Source organism: Streptomyces sp. S4.7 (assembly GCF_010384365.1).
Lineage (GTDB): Bacteria > Actinomycetota > Actinomycetes > Streptomycetales > Streptomycetaceae > Streptomyces.
This window is the reverse complement of the sequence record NZ_CP048397.1, coordinates 6319006-6335192: the sequence shown is the minus strand read 5'-3', so window position 1 is coordinate 6335192 and position 16187 is coordinate 6319006. Positions and strand designations below refer to the sequence as shown.

The 16187-nt window shown below is 72.7% G+C and carries 18 protein-coding genes and 1 pseudogene; 9 read left to right on the top strand and 10 right to left on the bottom strand.

Annotated elements, in window-relative coordinates:
* The first annotated feature begins 52 nt into the window (after positions 1 to 52).
* The 3 genes from SSPS47_RS28265 to SSPS47_RS28255 all read left to right on the top strand — a co-directional run bounded on the left by SSPS47_RS28265 (position 53) and on the right by SSPS47_RS28255 (position 2717).
* On the top strand, positions 53 to 412 hold the full coding sequence (locus SSPS47_RS28265) for a metalloregulator ArsR/SmtB family transcription factor (protein WP_078074410.1): 360 nt from the start codon (positions 53 to 55) through the stop codon (positions 410 to 412).
* 100 nt (positions 413 to 512) lie between these two features.
* Positions 513 to 1754: a peptidase gene (locus SSPS47_RS28260; protein WP_164253413.1), complete on the top strand. Its 1242-nt coding sequence runs from the start codon at positions 513 to 515 to the stop codon at positions 1752 to 1754.
* 177 nt (positions 1755 to 1931) lie between these two features.
* The gene (locus SSPS47_RS28255; protein ID WP_239065091.1) at positions 1932 to 2717 is read left to right on the top strand and encodes a peptidoglycan recognition protein; all 786 of its coding nucleotides are present in this window, start codon (positions 1932 to 1934) and stop codon (positions 2715 to 2717) included.
* Here the strand turns inward: SSPS47_RS28255 and SSPS47_RS28250 are convergent.
* Positions 2714 to 3307: a helix-turn-helix domain-containing protein gene (locus SSPS47_RS28250; protein WP_164253412.1), complete on the bottom strand. Its 594-nt coding sequence runs from the start codon at positions 3305 to 3307 to the stop codon at positions 2714 to 2716. The genes SSPS47_RS28255 and SSPS47_RS28250 overlap by 4 nt on opposite strands.
* Before the next feature lie 97 nt (positions 3308 to 3404).
* Here SSPS47_RS28250 and SSPS47_RS28245 point away from each other — a divergent pair, with 97 nt between their 5' ends.
* Positions 3405 to 4031: a class I SAM-dependent methyltransferase gene (locus SSPS47_RS28245; RefSeq protein WP_164253411.1), complete on the top strand. Its 627-nt coding sequence runs from the start codon at positions 3405 to 3407 to the stop codon at positions 4029 to 4031.
* Positions 4032 to 4059: 28 nt separating this feature from the next.
* On the top strand, positions 4060 to 4560 hold the full coding sequence (locus SSPS47_RS28240) for a DinB family protein (protein WP_164253410.1): 501 nt from the start codon (positions 4060 to 4062) through the stop codon (positions 4558 to 4560).
* A gap of 66 nt (positions 4561 to 4626) precedes the next feature.
* On the opposite strand, the gene SSPS47_RS28235 is transcribed toward SSPS47_RS28240, so the two are convergent.
* Positions 4627 to 5295 carry a TetR/AcrR family transcriptional regulator gene (locus tag SSPS47_RS28235; RefSeq protein ID WP_164253409.1) on the bottom strand — a complete coding sequence of 223 codons (669 nt, stop codon included), beginning with the start codon at positions 5293 to 5295 and terminating at the stop codon, positions 4627 to 4629.
* Between SSPS47_RS28235 and SSPS47_RS28230 the strand changes: the two are divergent.
* Positions 5240 to 5971: pseudogene (locus SSPS47_RS28230) on the top strand (NAD(P)-dependent alcohol dehydrogenase); the annotation flags it as partial. The gene SSPS47_RS28235 and the pseudogene SSPS47_RS28230 overlap by 56 nt on opposite strands.
* Before the next feature lie 50 nt (positions 5972 to 6021).
* Here SSPS47_RS28230 and SSPS47_RS28225 read toward each other — a convergent pair.
* On the bottom strand, positions 6022 to 6510 hold the full coding sequence (locus SSPS47_RS28225) for a GNAT family N-acetyltransferase (protein ID WP_164253407.1): 489 nt from the start codon (positions 6508 to 6510) through the stop codon (positions 6022 to 6024).
* Positions 6511 to 6621: 111 nt separating this feature from the next.
* On the opposite strand from SSPS47_RS28225, the gene SSPS47_RS28220 reads away from it, so the two are divergent.
* Positions 6622 to 7071, top strand: coding sequence for a VOC family protein (locus SSPS47_RS28220; protein WP_164253406.1), 450 nt, complete (start codon positions 6622 to 6624; stop codon positions 7069 to 7071).
* Between the two features lie 60 nt (positions 7072 to 7131).
* Positions 7132 to 8472 (top strand): 6-phospho-beta-glucosidase, encoded by a 1341-nt coding sequence (locus SSPS47_RS28215; RefSeq protein ID WP_164253405.1) that lies wholly within the window; start codon positions 7132 to 7134, stop codon positions 8470 to 8472.
* Between the two features lie 26 nt (positions 8473 to 8498).
* Here SSPS47_RS28215 and SSPS47_RS28210 read toward each other — a convergent pair whose 3' ends face one another.
* The 6 genes from SSPS47_RS28210 to SSPS47_RS28185 form a co-directional block, all read right to left on the bottom strand.
* Positions 8499 to 9233, bottom strand: coding sequence for a sulfite exporter TauE/SafE family protein (locus SSPS47_RS28210; protein WP_239065090.1), 735 nt, complete (start codon positions 9231 to 9233; stop codon positions 8499 to 8501).
* 94 nt (positions 9234 to 9327) lie between these two features.
* A complete protein-coding gene (locus SSPS47_RS28205; protein WP_164253404.1) occupies positions 9328 to 10569 on the bottom strand; it encodes a cytochrome P450 in 1242 nt (413 codons plus the stop codon).
* A gap of 4 nt (positions 10570 to 10573) precedes the next feature.
* Positions 10574 to 11260: an ATP/GTP-binding protein gene (locus tag SSPS47_RS28200; RefSeq protein WP_164253403.1), complete on the bottom strand. Its 687-nt coding sequence runs from the start codon at positions 11258 to 11260 to the stop codon at positions 10574 to 10576.
* The gene (locus SSPS47_RS28195) at positions 11235 to 11594 is read right to left on the bottom strand and encodes a DUF742 domain-containing protein (RefSeq protein WP_147875060.1); all 360 of its coding nucleotides are present in this window, start codon (positions 11592 to 11594) and stop codon (positions 11235 to 11237) included. Before SSPS47_RS28195 ends, SSPS47_RS28200 begins: the two co-directional genes overlap by 26 nt.
* Positions 11591 to 12013 (bottom strand): roadblock/LC7 domain-containing protein, encoded by a 423-nt coding sequence (locus tag SSPS47_RS28190; RefSeq protein ID WP_164253402.1) that lies wholly within the window; start codon positions 12011 to 12013, stop codon positions 11591 to 11593. Before SSPS47_RS28190 ends, SSPS47_RS28195 begins: the two co-directional genes overlap by 4 nt.
* Positions 12010 to 13515 (bottom strand): ATP-binding protein, encoded by a 1506-nt coding sequence (locus tag SSPS47_RS28185; protein WP_164253401.1) that lies wholly within the window; start codon positions 13513 to 13515, stop codon positions 12010 to 12012. The genes SSPS47_RS28190 and SSPS47_RS28185 overlap by 4 nt, the downstream gene beginning before the upstream one ends.
* A 363-nt stretch (positions 13516 to 13878) precedes the next feature.
* Between SSPS47_RS28185 and SSPS47_RS28180 the strand changes: the two genes are divergently transcribed.
* On the top strand, positions 13879 to 14868 hold the full coding sequence (locus SSPS47_RS28180) for an alpha/beta hydrolase-fold protein (RefSeq protein ID WP_239065089.1): 990 nt from the start codon (positions 13879 to 13881) through the stop codon (positions 14866 to 14868).
* 273 nt (positions 14869 to 15141) lie between these two features.
* Here the strand turns inward: SSPS47_RS28180 and SSPS47_RS28175 are convergent, their stop codons facing one another.
* On the bottom strand, positions 15142 to 16140 hold the full coding sequence (locus SSPS47_RS28175; RefSeq protein ID WP_239065088.1) for a PQQ-dependent sugar dehydrogenase: 999 nt from the start codon (positions 16138 to 16140) through the stop codon (positions 15142 to 15144).
* Between the last annotated feature and the right edge of the window lie 47 nt (positions 16141 to 16187).

Sequence of the window (16187 nt, the reverse complement as noted above, 5' to 3'; positions counted from 1 at the left end):
CCGTGCGGGGCGCGGCTGGACAGCGGGGTACTCCGTTCGCCATTATGTGCATATGAACGCACGCATGCAACTATCACCTGCACATGATGCGCACCCGCCCATCCCGGGCGAGGAGCAGTTCACGCTCGCCGCCGAGGTCTTCGCGGTCCTCGCCGACCGCACGCGGCTGGTCCTGCTGCACGAGCTGTCGCGCGGCGAGGCGGACGTGACCACGCTGACCGAGGTGTGCGGCGCGGCACGGCCCGCCGTCAGCCAGCATCTCGCCAAGCTCCGGCTCGCCGGTCTCGTCGTCACCCGCAAGGAGGGCCGCCGGGTCGTCTACAGCCTGCGCGACGGGCATCTGCGGCGCGTGATCGACGAGGCGCTGAACCTGGCCGACCACCAGCTCGACGGACGCCCCTCGCACGACTGAGCAATGTCGGGCCCCTCGTCGTACAACCGTCCGGTGTCCGCGTGCGTCTTGCGTTCAACACCCGGTTCGCCAGCCGGTGCACGCGTCCTCGGAGGGGCAGATGAGAGCTACGTCAAAGGCACGGACACCACGGCGGCTCGCGGCCGGCGCGGTCGTCGCGGCCACGGTCGGCTGGTCACTGACGGCGGTCCCCGGCGGTACCGCCGCCGCCGAACAGGCGGATTCCGGGCCGGAGTTGGTGTTCGAGCAGAGCGGGCCGATCGACGGGGTGCGGCCGGGGGACTCGGTCGCCGTGCCGTTCGCGGTGAAGAACAAGGGGGACGCGCCCGCCACGCGGGTGGTGCTCTACCTCAGGGGCTCGCAGGGGCTGGCCTACGACAAGAGGTACTCCAACTGCGTGTACGAGGACGCGCCCGCCCAGGACGAGGGCCCGGCGCAGGTGGACGCGGAGTGCGACATCGAGCAGACGCTGGAGCCCGGGGTCGTCTACGAACCGGCCGAGCCCATCGGCCTCGATGTCCTGGACCGGGCCCTGTACGAGCGCCTCAACCTCAACATCCTCGCGGGGGTGGGAACTTTCCCCGAGGGGACACAGCACGGCGGCGGCGCGGACCCGGTGCTGCGACTGGTCGCGCGGACGGCGCCGGAGGCGCCGGGCACGGTCCACGGCGGCGAACTCGCCACCGACATCACCGCCGAGAACACGGCGGACTTCGCGCTGACCGGTTCGAAGGTGAAGGGCGAGCGGGGCCGGACGGTGGACGCGAAGGTCACCTTCGCCAACAAGGGGCCGGCCTGGGCGAGGAACGACGTCTACGGGCCGATCGGTGTCTTCGACGTCGGGATCCCGAGGGGGACGACGGTCACCAAGGTCCCGGAGTTCTGCGAACCGGCGGGGGCGGCCACCTACCGCTGCACGACGCCGTACAACTACGCCGACGAGGACAGCGAGCGCGCGTACGTCTTCGGGCTGCGGATCGACAAGGTCGTCGCGAACGCCACGGGCGCGGTGGCGTTCGTCAAGGGCGACCACCACTGGGGGACGCTGCCGTTCGACAGGAACCGCACCAACAACACGGCCGAGATCACCGTGAACGCGTCGGACGGCGGGGCCGCCGCGGGCGGAGCGAGTGGCGGGGCGAGTGGCGGGACGGACGGCGGAGCGGGGTCGTCCGGCTCCACGAACGGTACCGGCGCTACGGGCTCCACGAGCGGCGCCGGCACCCAGCTGGGCGAGCTGGCCGAGACAGGGAGCGGGGACACGCTCCTCGCCGGGGGCGCCGCCTTGGCCCTGCTGGCGGCGGGCGGTGCAGCCGTCGCGGTACGGCGCCGTACGTCCTGACCGGGCCGCGTGGACCGGCCCGGTGCCGGTCCGCCGGCGGGGTAGGACCTCCGTCCGGGCGGACTGTTCGCATTCGGTCCGGGTCCGGTGTCCCACGGTCCCACCGCCTTGATCGAGAGCCGATCCGCCCGCGCCGAGGGGAGGCGGATTGCCGCACCCCGCCATACGCTCGTCCCCATGAGCATCGACCGGCGCGTGCTGCTTCGCGGCATGGCATGGGCCGCCGCGGCGAGTGCGGGCCTCACCCTGGCGGCCGACGCCGCCGGGGAGGCCGGCGAGGACGGCGGGCCCGTCGACCGCCCGCGTCCGCAGGCCCGCCCGGAGCGCCCGCTCCGGTGGGCCGCCGCGGCGCCCGCCGTCGAGCCCCGTACGTTCTGGCAGGAGCGTCCCCCGCCCCGGCGGAAGCCGGAGCGTACGGCGAACGAGGTCAAGGCCGTCTTCATCCACCACACCAGCGGCCCCAACGACTACACCCGCCCCGAGGTCCCCGGTCTCATCCGCAGCTTCGCCGTCGACCACGTCGACAGCAGGCAGTGGGACGACATCGGCTACAACTTCCTCGTGGACCGGGGCGGCATCATCTACGAGGGACGCGCCGGGGGCATCGCCAACCCCGTCGTGGGCGCACACACCGTCGGTTTCAACATCGCCACGGTCGGCATCGCGGCGATAGGCGACTTCAGCGACGGCACGCCGGTGCCCGAGCCCATGGTCGACTCGCTCGCCCGGCTGATCGCGTGGAAGCTCGGGCTGTACGGGGTCGATCCGCGCGGCACGGCGGTCCTGGTGTCCACGAACGACGCGAGCCGCTACGAGAAGGGCACCCGGCAGATCTTCCGGACGGTGTCGGGACACCGCGACGGCTACTCCACACGCTGTCCGGGCGGCGCCCTGTACGCGGAACTCCCCCGGATACGCGCCCGCGCCGCCCGCCTCCAGGGCCGCCCGCAGGACAGGCCCTAGGTGTTTTTCGGTGGAGCGTCGGGCGCCGTGCGCAGGTGGGCGCGTGTTCCCTGGGGGCCGAAGAGGATGAGGAGCTCCACCGCCCCGCCGTCGGCGCTGCCGAGCCAGTGCGGCACGTGCGTGTCGAACTCGGCCGCCTCACCCGGCGACATCGTCACATCGCGCTCGCCCAGCAGCAGCCGCAGCCGCCCGTTGAGCACATAGAGCCATTCGAAGCCTTCGTGGGTCTGCGGGGTCGGCTCCAGCGGTTCCGGGCGGGCGGGGATGATCATCTTGAACGCCTGCGTACCACCGGGCCGGGACAGCGGCACGAAGATCATTCCGAACCGCCTGACCGGCTTCAGATGGATCCGGGGATCGCCCGTGCGCGGGGCCCCCACGAGGTCGTCCAACGGAACGTTGTACGTACGGGCCAGCGGCAGCAGCAGCTCCAGGGTCGCCCGGCGCAGACCGCTCTCCAGCCGGGACAGGGTGCTCTCCGACACACCGGTCACCGCCGCGAGGTCGGCGAGGGTGATACCGCGTTCGCGGCGCAGCGCGCGCAGCCGAGGCCCCACGAGGGCGAGCACGTCGTCCGATTCACGGTCCATCGGGCCATCTTGCCGGAACCGCAAGATCCCGTGCCAGTTCGTACGGGGCCGGGCAAGACTGAGCCGCGTGCCCCGACAGCGACAGAAGGAGCCCCCGATGAGCACCACCAGCGCGGTCACGTTCTGGGACGGCGTGTACGCGGCCCGGCCGGCGGCCACCGATCCGCGGCCGAACGTACGACTCACCGGGACGGTCACGGATCTGCCGCCCGGCGACGTGCTCGATCTCGGATGCGGCCAGGGCGGCGACGCGCTGTGGCTCGCCCGCCGGGGGTGGCGGGTGACCGCCGTGGACGTCTCGGCCGTGGCGGTCGAGCGGCTGACCGCCCTGGCTCTCGCGCACGGCCTGGCCGGCCGGATCGACGCCGAGCGGCACGATCTGCGCGCGTCCTTCCCGCGGGGCACGTTCGACCTCGTCAGCGCGCACTATCTGCACACGCCACTGGACCTGGACAGGGCGACCGTTCTGCGCGCCGCCGCGCACGCGCTGCGCCCGGGTGGTCGGCTGCTGGTCGTCGACCACGGATCGACCGCTCCGTGGTCGTGGGACCAGGACCCCGGTGTCCGGTATCCGACGGCGCGGGAGGTCGCCGATGACATCGGCCTGGACGGGGCGGCGTGGACGGTCGAGCGGGCCGACGCGCCCCGCCGGATCGCGACCGGACCGGACGGGCACAGCGCCGAGGTCACCGACCACGTCCTGATCATCCGCCGTGCCGCCTGAAGCGGGGCGGCTTCCGCGAGGAGGCACCATGAGCACCGGCGACCCCGGCGGCGGACGCCGCGGCGACACCCCGCCACCACGGACGGCAGGCAGCGAGGCCGAGGTGCTGCGCGGCTTCCTCGACTACCTCCGGGAGTCGGTCCGCTCGAAGGTCGAGGGCGCTCCCGAACCGGAGGTCCGGACCGCGGGAGTGCCGTCCGGCACGAAGCTCGGCCTGCTCAACCACCTGACGTTCGTCGAGCGGGCAACGTTCCTCGGGGAGCGGGTCACCGACTGGCAGGGGACCTTCCGTGCCGCACCCGAGGACGGCGTGGCCGATGTCGTCGCGCGGTACCGGGCGACGGTCGCGCGGGCGAACGGCGTACTCGACGGGTGCACCGACCTCGGCGCGCCGCTGCCCCGCCCCCGGCCGAACAGCCCTGCTCCCAGCGTCCGTTGGGCGCTCACCCATCTGATCGAGGAGACCGGCCGGCACGCCGGCCACGCGGACGTCCTCCGTGAACTGATCGACGGCGCGACCGGCCGCTGACTCCTCGCGTACGCGACGTGGTGCCGCCGGCCCGGCGCGGTCAGCCGGGTCCGCGCACGCCCGTGGTCAGCCGGGTCCGCGCATGCCCGCGTGCTTGATCTGACGCAGCGTCAGAGGGGCCGGTGGGGGCAGGGGGTCGGTCCGCCCGGCCCGGAAGGACTGCAACAGGTAGGCGACCAGTCGCCGCGATGCCGCCGGGGAGACCTGCGGGGGCTGCCCGGCGAGGCCCACGTTGGCCAGGAGCAGCAGGATGATGTCGCTCGGGTCGAAGTCCTGGCGCAGTTGCCCGGCGTCCTTGGCGCGCCGTACGAGTCGGGCCAACCCCGCCTCGGCGCCCTCGCGTTCGCTCTCGATGTCGATCACACCGGGGAACCGGCCGAGGAAGGCGGCACCGAAGCCGCGGTCGGCGGCCTGCTCGGCGCACACCTTGTCGAGGAAGGAACAGAGCCCGTGCCACGGGTCGGGGTCCTCGAAGGCCTCCTCGAACGCCGCCACGCACTGGGCGAACCGCCCGGCGAAGACCGCGGTGATCAGCTCCACCCGGCTGGGGAAGTGCCGGTAGAGGGTGGCGGGGCCGACGCCCGCCCGGCGGGCGATCGTCGTCATCGGCACGTCGAGGCCCTCGCCGGCGTACGCCTCGCGGGCGGCCCGCAGGATGCGTTCGCGGTTCTTCCGGGCAGCCGAGGTCGGGACGTCGGTCACGGAGCCGCGGAAGGGGACGGCGGTATGGGGCATCCTGCCGCGCCGGATGGGCAGCATGGCGGAGTACGTGGCCGTCCGCCCACGGCAGTTGTCCGCCGCGCCCGCCGGCCTCACACCGGTCGAGGCCGTCTCCGTCCTGGCCGGCGGGACGACCGGCATCACCGCACTGCGCGACAAGGCCCGGCTGGGGCCCGGCGATCGCCTGCTGGTGCGCGGCGTCGGCGGCGTCGGCAGTGTCGCCGTTCAGCTCGGCAAGGTCTACGGGGCCCATGTGACCGCGCTCGCCGGCGCGCGCAACCGGGACTTCGTGCACGGCCTCGGCGCCGACGAGGTCCTGGACCACCGGACCACCCGCCCCTCCGAACTCGGCTCCTTCGACGTCGTCCTGGACACCGTCGGCACGCAACACCGCGTCTTTCGGAAGCTGTTGGCGCCCGGGGGCCGCATGGTCGCCATAGCCTTCGATCCCGGGCACATCGCCACGAGTACCGCCTACATCCTGGCGTCGGCCGTCCATGGCTCGGGCCGGGTGCGCTTCTTCAGCGGCAACCCCCGGCACGGCCTGCTCGCCGAGCTGGCCCGGATGGCGGAGACCGGTGACGTCCGGCCCGTGGTGGACACCGTCCGGCCGCTGGCCGAACTCGCCGCCGCGCACAGCGCGTTGGAGGCCGGCGGCGTACGCGGCAAGCACGTCATCCGGATTCTCTGAACACCCTGCCCGCCCAGCCGGGGCCGGGTGGCCCCGGCAGGGGCCGGAGGTCAGAGCGCGCGGTGCATGATGTGCAGTCCGACGTAGCCCCGCTCCGGATGGCGGAAGCCCTCCGGGAGCGTGCCGAGCACCGTGAAGCCGAGTGATTCGTACAGCTTCACCGCGTGCGTGTTGGTCTCCACGACGGCGTTGAACTGCATCGCGCGGAAGCCGGCCGTACGCGCCCACTCCAAGCTGTACTCGCACAGCGCCCGGCCCACGCCCCGGCCCGTGTGCGCCGGGTCGACCATGTAGCTCGCGCTCGCGATGTGCGCGGCGTTGCCCATGTGGTTGGCGTTCATCTTCGCGGTGCCGATGACCGTACCCGCCTCGTCCACGGCGACGACCGTACGGTTCGGCGGGGTCAGCAGCCACCAGTCCCGCGCGATGTGCGCTTCGAGGTCGGTCGGATACGTGAACGTGTCGCCCGCGGCGACGATCCCCTGGAAGAACGGCCAGATGGCGGCCCAGTCCCGCGGGGTGGCTTCCCTGATCAGCATGGCCCCAGCATGCCGGGACGGTGTCCGGGGCCGCCAGCGCTTTAGGGCCCGGTGCCGCCGCGTACGCCTGTGCACCGCGTGCCGCCGACGGCGGCGGGTACACGCGAGGGCATGGTTGAGAAGACGAGTGTCCTTGTCCTGGACTGCACCGAACCGATGGAACTGGCCGAGTTCTACGCCGCGCTCCTCGACGCGGAGATCCGCCCGTGGGGCGACCCCGACTACGTCGAGGTCGTCGGCAACAACGGCGTCCATCTGGCGATCCACCGCGACCACGGCTACGCGCCCCCGAGCTGGCCCCGGCCCGACGACTCCCAGCAGGCCCATCTGCGCATCCTCGTGAACCGGGGTGACATGGACGAGGCCGAGCGCGAGGCGGTCGGGCTCGGTGCCAGGCCGGTCGAAGCGAAGAACAACAGCGGGCCGCGCGACGTGCGGACGTACTCCGACCCGGCGGGTCACTCGTTCACGCTCGCCGTGTCGCCGGAGCCCGCCCGGCAGCCCGACCCCACAGGCGGCGGTACCAACGCCGAGAACATCTTTGGCATCGGTGACGTATAACGGGACCGTCCTGTCGGTGGCGGCCAGAAAGCCGCGGCGCGAGTTGAAGGTGGTTGTCGGATGAGGCTCACGGTCCTCGGCGGCGGGGGCTTCCGGCTCCCCCTGGTGTACGGCGCGCTGCTCCGCGATCACGCGGCCGGGCGGGTCACCGACATCGTGCTGCACGACGTCGACACCGCCCGGCTGGCCGCGATCGCCCGGGTGCTCGCCGACCAGGCGGCAGGGGTGGCCGACGCGCCGCGCGTCACCGTCACCACCGACCTGGACGAGGCGGTCCGGGGCACCGACTTCGTCTTCTCCGCGATCCGGGTCGGCGGTCTCGAAGGCCGCGCGGCCGACGAGCGCGTGGCACTCGCCGAAGGGGTGCTCGGGCAGGAGACCGTCGGGGCCGGCGGTATCGCGTACGGGCTGCGCACCGTGCCCGTCGCCGTCGACATCGCGCGCCGGGTCGCCCGGCTCGCACCCGACGCCTGGGTCATCAACTTCACCAATCCCGCGGGGCTGGTGACCGAGGCGATGGCGCGCCATCTCGGCGACCGGGTCATCGGTATCTGCGACTCCCCCGTGGGACTCGGCCGCCGCGTCGCGCGCGTCCTGGGCGGTGACCCCGACGAGGCGTTCATCGACTACGTGGGTCTCAACCATCTCGGCTGGCTGCGCGCTCTGCGCGTGGACGGCCGCGACCAGCTCCCACGACTGCTCGCCGATCCCGGGCTGCTGGACTCGATCGAGGAGGGCAGGCTGTTCGGCGCGGAGTGGCTCCGGTCCCTCGGCTCGATCCCCAACGAGTACCTGCACTACTACTACTTCAACCGCGAGACGGTACGCGCGTACCGCGAGGCCGAGGCGACCCGCGGCGCCTTCCTGCGGGACCAACAGGCCCGCTTCTACGGAGAGATGGCACGCCCCGGCACTCCGGCGCTGGCGACCTGGGACCGTACCCGCGCCGAACGCGAGGCCACGTACATGGCGCACAACCGCGAGGCGGCGGGCGCGGGCGAACGCGCCGCCGAGGACCTGGAGTCGGGCGGCTACGAGAACGTCGCCCTCGCCCTGATGCGGGCCATCGCGCACGACAGCCGCGCGACGCTCATCCTCAACGTCCGCAACCGCACGACGCTCTCGGTGCTGGACGCCGACGCCGTCATCGAGGTCCCCTGCCTCGTCGACGTCAACGGCGCCCATCCCGTGTCCGTGGCGCCGCTGCCGTGCCACGCGACCGGTCTGGTCTGCGCGGTCAAGGCCGTGGAGCGTGAGGTGCTGGCGGCGGCGGAGAGCGGTTCGCGTACGGCGGCGGTCAAGGCGTTCGCGCTGCACCCGCTCGTGGACTCGGTCACGGTGGCACGGCGGCTGGTGGACGGCTACGTGGACGTCCACCCGGGTCTCGCGTATCTCAAGTAGCCCTGCGGAGGGGCCCGGTACGGGCCTCAGACCCCGACGAGCAGCACCGTTCCGGACACCGCCGCGAACACCAGGACCGTGATCCGCAGCTTCGCCGCGTCGACGCGGTGGTGCGTGAGACGGCTGAGCCGGACGCCGAGCACCAGGACCGGCAGGAGCAGCAGGGCGGGCCACACCTGGTCCGGCCGGCCCTGTCCGGTGGCGAACAGCAGCCCCAGGGAGGCGACTTCGCCGACGAGGAAGCAGACGGCGACCGTCGAGCGCAGTTCGGCCGGGGGCCGGTGCTGGTAGACGAGCGCCAGCGGTGGGCCCCCGACGCCCGTCGCCGTCTCGGTGAGAGCGGTGACCGCACCGGCGCCCAGGTACGCCGCCCGGCCCGGGGTGAACGCGGGCGCCGCCAGACTCACCACGGCGGCCAGCACCGTCGCGGCCCCGACGACCACACCGAGATGGCGTGCGGGGACCGCCCACAGCAGCGCCAGTCCCGCGGGGGTGGCCGCCAGCCGGGCGGCCGAGATCCAGCGGGCGCCCCGTAGGTCGAGGGCGGCGCGCTCCCGCCACGCCACGTACAGATTCAGCGGGATCATCGAGGCCAGCAGGAACACCGGCAGCAGGTCCGGGGCGACCATGCCGACGACCGGCGCGACGACGAGGGCGAAGCCGAGGCCGCTCGTGCCCTGGACGAACGCGGCGACACCGACCACGACGGCGAGGAGCGCGAGCGCTCCGCCGCCGAGTCCGTGGCTCAGCCCGTCGATCACACCGCTCCCCGAACTTTTCGTCACTTCCCGTGCGCCGGCTCCGGTGTCTCCTGCCGGCCGGACGCCACGCGGGAGGGTACCCGCTACCGGGGGATCACGGTGCGACGACTGTGGTGTCCGGCGTACGAGGTGTGAACCGGACGGGCAGCGACTTCAGGGACCGGACGAACGGGCCCGGCCGCCAGGTGAGTTGGTCGCGCGGTGTGACGGGTTCCAGGTCGGGTAGCCACTGCGTGATCCGCTCGATGGCTTCGGTGGCGATGAGCAGGGCGTGCTGCTTGACGGGGCATTTGTGGGCTCCCGCTCCCCAGGACAGGTGGGAGGCGTCGTGCGGGTGGTGCGGCTCGTCGGCGCCGTCCTGCTCGGAGAGATAGCCCAGTGCTCCGTACGAGACGACGACGGGCACTCCCGTGCGCACCCAGACGCCGTGGAAGCTCAGCGGCTCGCGGGCGTAGAGGATGCCGTAGTTCGCCAACGGCGTCTCGTGGCGCAGGACTTCGAGGACCGCGTCCATCACGGGCCGGGAGCCGCTGGTGAGGGTGGAGTAGTAGGCGGGGTTTCCGAGCATCCGGGACAGGGCGTTGGCGACGAGGTTCGCGGTGGGCTCGTGGCCCGCGCCCATGGTGAGGAAGACCTGGCAGACGACCTCCTCGTACGTGAGGTCCGCCGGGTGGTCGATCAGCCGGCTGGTCAGGTCGTCACCGCGTTCGAGGGTCTTGGCGGTGACGAGTTCGGTGACGTACTCGCCGTACTCCACCTCTCCGGCGGCGGCGTCGTCGCCGCCCTCCATCAGCCGCCCGAGCGAGTTGTTCAGGCGGGCGCTCTCGCTGTCGGGCAGGCCGAAGAGGTTGTTGAAGATCAGCGTCATCAGGGGGCGGGCGAAGTCGTCGACGAGGTCGGCGCTGCCCGCCGGACCGAACCGGCCCACCAGCAGGTCCACGACGCGGTGCACGCGCTCGCGCAGGTCGTGCGGCTCGACGAGGTCGAAGCCGTCGACCAGTGCGGTGCGGTAGCGCATGTGCGCGGCGCCGTCGGTGAACAGGGGATTCGGGCGCCACTTCAGCATGCCGAGGATCGGCGAGTCGGGTGCGGCGGTGGCCTCCCACTCCCTGGAGTCGTGCGACCAGGTGCCGGGGTCGTGCAGGATGTCGAGCGCGGCCCGGCGGTCGGTGACGATGTACGCGGGCTCGCCGGGGGCCAGTTCGCCCCAGCCCACGGGCCCCTGCGCCCTGAGCGCCTCGTAGCGGCCGTGCGGATCGGCGGCGAAGCCCTCGTCCCAGAGCCTGACCGGCGCCGAGAGGGAGAAGGCCGCCGCGGGTGCGGGGTAGGACGTCACGGGATCACCACGTCTCCGGGATGGGGCCGGTGGCGTCGGCGGGACCGGCGGGCGCCGCCTTGGCGGCGTGGCCCGCTGTCAATTGCTGCACCAGCGCGAGCAGCGCGTCGATGGACGAGTTGGTGTCACGGGCGTCGCAGACCACCATGGACGTGCCGGGTTCCAGGTCCAGCGAGCGCCGCAACTGCTCCTCCGTGTAGGTGCGCGCGTCGGGAAAGGTGTTGAGGGCGACCGCGTACGGCAGCCCCGACTCCTCGACCAGACCGAGCACGTCGAAGGAGTCGTCGATGCGGCGGCTGTCGATCAGTACGAGCGCGCCGAGGGCGCCGTGGGAGATGTCCGCCCACAGCGAGCGGAAACGCTCCTGGCCGGGGGTGCCGAACAGATAGAGCACGATCCCGGCTTCCAGGCTGATCCGCCCGAAGTCGATGGCGACGGTCGTGGTGGTCTTGTCCCGTACCCCGGCGAGGTCGTCCACGGCGACGGACGCCTCGGAGAGGTGTTCCTCGGTGTGCAGCGGGCGGATCTCGGACACCGAGTCGATCAGCGTGGTCTTGCCGACCCCGAACGGGCCCGCCACCAGGATCTTCACCAGCTCACGGGTGGTGTCGGGCAGGTGGAGCCCGTCGGCGCCGGTGCCACCGGTGCCACCGGTGCCACCGGTGCTACAGCTTGAGGGCGCGGAGGCCATCGGCGACTCTCTTCAACAGGTCCGGTGCGGGCAGGGCGGCTGCGGGTACCGGCGCGCGGAGGCTCACCAGTCCCTGGTCCGCCAGTTCGGCGGCGAGCACGCGTACGGCGGAGACCGGCAGCTCCAGCAGGGCTGCGGCCTCCACGAGGGTGAGCGTTCCGCCGTCGAGCACCTCGAAGAGCGCGTGCCGGGCGGCAGGGAGTCCGTCGGGAGCGGGCCCCGCCTGGCCGGTGAGCAGCGAGAGCCGCTCCAGATCGGTGTGGCTCGGCCGAGCCACACCGCCGGTGGACAGATAGGCGGGAACCAGTGGACGGCCGCTTCTGCGGCCGGTCATACCGCAGTGCCGCCCTGACCCCCGCGGGGTGCGGCGGTCATCGTTTTCTCGCCGAGTCTGGTCACCTGCGAGTGCACCCGGTGGGCGAGCAGGTCGAGCCGTACCTCGGGGCCCCCGTACGCGGCGACACAGGTGCCGTGCGAGGTGGGCGCCACCAGGATGTAGCCGTGATCGGACTCGATGACGATCTGGCGGATCTCGGCGTCGTCGTGATCGGCGAAGGCGGCGGCGGCCGTACGGCAAGCGCCCTGCACGGTGCTGGTGATCGCCGCCGTGCGTTCGGCGGTCGCCTGGCTCAGCGCGTCCGTGTAACCGGAGACGAGGCCGTCTCTGGTCAGCAGGACGGCTGCCCGCACATGCGGGATCTCCAGGATCGGATCGAGCACCCACGCCGTTTCGCCGGCGTCGCGGCTTTTCATCGCGGGTCGTTCCCTTCGGGGTCGGCTGTGGATCGTGCCGCTGCGGTGCCGGACTGGAGCGCGCCGAGCGCCGCGGCGGAGTCTTCGGGGGTGCGGGCGGGCGGTTGCGCCTGCTCGGGGACGGGGCGGGCGGCCGGGACCGCCGCCCCGGTGTCGGGACGGCGCCGTCTGCGCTGGGGCAGGGCGTCGTCGGCGGGTGCGGTGTCGGTTCCCCGTCCGTCGTCGTGGTCGTGGGCGGCGGGGACCCGTGGGTCGACGGCCGGGACGGCGGGGTCCCGGTAGGGCATCGGGATGTCGGGGACGACGGGGCGCGCAGACCCGGCGGTCGCCCGGACGGCCCGTGAGGACGCGCTCGCCCTGATGGGCAGTCCGCCGATCGTCTCCGCCGGGACGGGCTGCTGAGTCCCGGCGGGGCGGGTCGAGCGCGGCGCGGCGGCGGCCGGGGGCCGGACGACCGGGTCGACATGGCTGAGCAGATGGCCGTTGACGAGGAGCACCGCGCGCACTCCCCCGTACGGCGACGGTGTCGACAGATCGACGGACAGGTCGAACTGCCGGGTGAGCTGGCCGATCGCGGCGAGCCCCATGCGGGGCGGGTCGCCGAGGTCGGACAGCAGGATGGGCTCGCTGCTCGCCACCATCCGCTGCGCGTAGGCGCGTTCGTCGGCGGACATGCCGACACCCGCGTCGTCGATGGTGACGGCGACGCCGTGGTGGGCGCGTTCGAGGCTCACCGTGACGTCGGTGTCGCGCGAGGAGTGCCGCAGGGCGTTGTCGAGGAGCTCGGCGACGATGATCGCGACCGGTTCGACGGCGTGGGAGACGAGCGCGGTGCCGGGCTCCAGATGGTTGTTGACGCGGACGCGGTGGTAGCCGACGATCCGTGACTGGCCGCCGGTCACCGCGTCCACCAGGTGCGACTCCTGGCGGGCCAGGCCCACCCAGGCACCGCACACCACGGCGGCGACCTGTGCGCGCCGGAGCGACTGCTCGTTCTCGTGGTCGAGTTCGTACAGGGTCTGGGCCAGTTCGGGTTCGTCGTACTGCTGCTGAAGCCCTCTCAGTACGTCCTGGAGTCGGTAGAGACCTGCCTGGATCTCGCGGGTGGTGCCGCGCATACCGGCGCGCGCCGCCGCGTCGACCCGCTTGCGCTCCTGTGTCATGGCGCTCGACAGCGCGTAGAGCACCCCGTCCAGACCGGCGCCCGGTCCGCTGCGGGCGAAGCCGGGGCTGAGCGGACCGGGCACCTGGACGTGCGGGTGCGCGGCGCGGGTCGCCACCGCGGGGACGCGCCTGTCGGTGAGGTGCGCGATCTCGGCGGTGAGCTCGCCGGACACGCGATCGGCCCTCGACAGCGCGTCGTCCAGCTGGTCCTGCAGCCCGGCGATCTCCTCGCGGAGTCCGGAACGGTCGCGGCGGGAGCGGAGCAGCCCGCCTCCGAGGGCGAGCGCCAGCAGGGTCCCGGCCAGGCCGCCTGCGGCCAGAACCGTTTGCTCGATCATCGGACGGACCTCGGGAGGATCGGGGAATCTGACGGGCCGGATGGACCCGGAAGGCAGAACCGCACAGTACACACAGCGACGGTTCGTGTGCGCAGCGTTCCGGCGAAGACCCCCACAGGGGGACAACTCACGCCGTGGGCGCGCGGTATCGCACGCCGTGAGCGCCATGGTCGTACGCCGTGAGCGCCCCGTGGGCGCGCAACGGCGGGGTGCGCGGTTGGCGTACGCCCGCGGGAGTACCGCCGACTCCCGCTGCCGGATGACCGGTTGGGGGCCGCTCCGTAGCGTCGGCGGCACCGGAGGAACGCCTCCGGCCGGACACGGAGGACTCGTATGGGAGTAGGGATTCGACGTGCACGGGCAGTGGTCGTTCTCGCCGCGGTCGCGGCCCTGCTGCCTCCCGCGGGACCGGCGTCGTCGGCCGACCGGTTGCCGGGCGCGCGCGTCGTGAACGAGCGGGCGGGCCCTTCCGGCCTGGTCGATCTGACCGTCGACTCACCGGCGCCGGGCCGCCGGGCGGCGGTGCGGCTCGCGACGCCGGAGGGCTGGGACGACCGCCGGCCCGGCGACCGCCGGCCGGTGCTCTACCTGCTCCTGGGCGGGGACGGCGACCATCTGAGCTGGACCCGCGACTACGGGGTGCAGGATCTGCCCGAGCTGCGGAACGTGCTGGTGGTGATGCCCGAGATGCCGCTGTTCGGCTTCTGCACGAACTGGTGGAACGGGGGCGCCGGAGGGCAGCCCGGTGTCGAGCGCTTCCATCTGGACGAGGTGCGGCCGCTCCTGGAGCGGGAGTACGGCGCCGGTACGCGGCGCACGGTGGCGGGCGAGTCGCAGGGCGGGTTCGGCGCACTCTCGTACTCCGCGCGGCGGCCGGGGATGTTCCGAGCGGCGGCGAGCTTCAGCGGGTACGTGCATCCGCTGATGCACCCGCACGCCGTCAGGGCGGGCATGGATCATCTGGGGCTCGACTGGAAGGCGCTCTGGGGCGACCCGGTCGAGCAGCGCGCCAACTGGGCGGCGCACGACCCGTATTACCTGGCCGAGCGGCTGCGGGGCGTGCCCGTGCGGCTGTCCGCCGGCGACGGGACGGCCGGCGTGCTGGATCCTCCGGACGTCGAGCCCGACGAGGAGATCCCGGGGCTGGAGGATCCCGCGGATCCCTTCGGCGACGACGTGATCTCGCCGTCCGAGACGCTGATGGAGCGGGAGTCACGGGCCGTGGCGGACCGGCTGCGGGAGGCCGGGGCGCCGGTGACGACGCACTTCTACGCGGGCACGCACTCCCCGGCCTACTGGGAGCGGGAGTTGCACCACGCGCTGCCGATGCTGCTGAAGCCGCTGGTGGGCTGAGCGGAGCTGGGGGTTGCCGGGGGGCGGGGAGGGGCGGGCGGGCCGACTGTCCGGCTCGGAAGGGGAGTTCCGCGCCGGACAGCGGCCGTCGGGGCCGCGCGCCGGTCGCGCGAAGCCGGTCGGGGCCGGTCGTACGAGGCCGGTGGTCGGTCGTGAGCGCGCCGGTTCAGCCGATCGTCACCCGGAAGATCTTGTCCGACCCGGCCGGTTCACCGCCGTTGCTGTCCACGTTCGTCGTGGAGAGCCACAGGACGTCGGCGCCCGGCACCTTGGTCACGCCGCGCAGCCGCCCGTACGTGTGCCGACGTAGTGCGCCTGCGGCGTTCCGACGTTCTCGTCGGCGGTGTCGATCGGGATCCGCCAGAGCCGTTCGCCGCGCAGCGACGCCATGTAGACGGCGCCGTCGACGACGGCTATACCGCTGGGTGAGGCCTCGGCGGTGGTCCAGGTGGCCTTCGGGTTGGTCATCCCCGCCTGGGAGCAGTTGCCTTCGCAGACGGGCCAGCCGTAGTTGTTGCCCGCCTTGACGAGGTTGAGTTCGTCCCGCGCGCTCTCGCCGAGTTCCGCTTCCCAGAGCCGGCCCTGCGGGTCGAAGGCGATGCCCTGCGGATTGCGGTGGCCGAGGCTGTAGACGTGGTTGTCGAACGGGTTGCCGGGCGCCGGCTCGCCGTCCGTCGTCATCCGCAGGATCTTGCCGTTGAGGGAGTTCTTGTCCTGGGCGAGGGCGGTGTTCCGCGCGTCGCCGGTCGAGGCGTAGAGATGACCGTCCGGGCCGAAGGCGAGCCGGCCGCCGTTGTGGTACCTGTTCTTCGCGATGCCCTTCAACAGGGCGGTGTAGCCGGTGAGTCGGGTGCCGTCGTAGGTCATACGGGCGATCCGGTTGCCCTCGGACGCGGTGTGCATGAAGTACACGAAGTGATTGCTCTCCCAGTCCGGGTCGACGGCGACGCCCATCAGACCGCCCTCGCCTCCGGTGGTCTGGGACTCGGGGACGGTGCCGATCTCCGTCCGCTGCCCGGCCGGGGTCACCTTGAAGACCTTGAAGGAGTTGCGCTCGGTGACCAGCGACGAGGAGTTGTCCGGCAGCCAGTGGATGCCCCACGGGATCGAGTAGCCGGTGGAGATGGTGGTGATGTCGGTCGGTTCGCCGGCCGCGGCGGTGGCGCCGGCCTCGTTCGCGCCGGCGCTCTGGACGAGTCCGGCGACGAGTGCCGCGGCGGCGACGGTGGCCGCCGCCCCGACGAGGGTCCTCGTCGGCTTGCTGCCGTGCATGGATTCCTCCGGATGAAGTGGGGGGTGGGGATGGGAGGTGCTGTGCG

Coding starts and splice junctions, on each gene's coding strand:
- SSPS47_RS28195 (WP_147875060.1), bottom strand. CDS start 11,594: ATGACCGGCCGCAGAAGCGGCCGTCCACTGGTTCCCGCCTATCTGTCC.
- SSPS47_RS28185 (WP_164253401.1), bottom strand. CDS start 13,515: ATGATCGAGCAAACGGTTCTGGCCGCAGGCGGCCTGGCCGGGACCCTG.
- SSPS47_RS28215 (WP_164253405.1), top strand. CDS start 7,132: ATGAGGCTCACGGTCCTCGGCGGCGGGGGCTTCCGGCTCCCCCTGGTG.
- SSPS47_RS28260 (WP_164253413.1), top strand. CDS start 513: ATGAGAGCTACGTCAAAGGCACGGACACCACGGCGGCTCGCGGCCGGC.
- SSPS47_RS28225 (WP_164253407.1), bottom strand. CDS start 6,510: ATGCTGATCAGGGAAGCCACCCCGCGGGACTGGGCCGCCATCTGGCCG.
- SSPS47_RS28175 (WP_239065088.1), bottom strand. CDS start 16,140: ATGCACGGCAGCAAGCCGACGAGGACCCTCGTCGGGGCGGCGGCCACC.
- SSPS47_RS28265 (WP_078074410.1), top strand. CDS start 53: ATGAACGCACGCATGCAACTATCACCTGCACATGATGCGCACCCGCCC.
- SSPS47_RS28240 (WP_164253410.1), top strand. CDS start 4,060: ATGAGCACCGGCGACCCCGGCGGCGGACGCCGCGGCGACACCCCGCCA.
- SSPS47_RS28200 (WP_164253403.1), bottom strand. CDS start 11,260: ATGGCCTCCGCGCCCTCAAGCTGTAGCACCGGTGGCACCGGTGGCACC.
- SSPS47_RS28220 (WP_164253406.1), top strand. CDS start 6,622: ATGGTTGAGAAGACGAGTGTCCTTGTCCTGGACTGCACCGAACCGATG.
- SSPS47_RS28250 (WP_164253412.1), bottom strand. CDS start 3,307: ATGGACCGTGAATCGGACGACGTGCTCGCCCTCGTGGGGCCTCGGCTG.
- SSPS47_RS28255 (WP_239065091.1), top strand. CDS start 1,932: ATGAGCATCGACCGGCGCGTGCTGCTTCGCGGCATGGCATGGGCCGCC.
- SSPS47_RS28190 (WP_164253402.1), bottom strand. CDS start 12,013: ATGAAAAGCCGCGACGCCGGCGAAACGGCGTGGGTGCTCGATCCGATC.
- SSPS47_RS28245 (WP_164253411.1), top strand. CDS start 3,405: ATGAGCACCACCAGCGCGGTCACGTTCTGGGACGGCGTGTACGCGGCC.
- SSPS47_RS28235 (WP_164253409.1), bottom strand. CDS start 5,295: ATGCCCCATACCGCCGTCCCCTTCCGCGGCTCCGTGACCGACGTCCCG.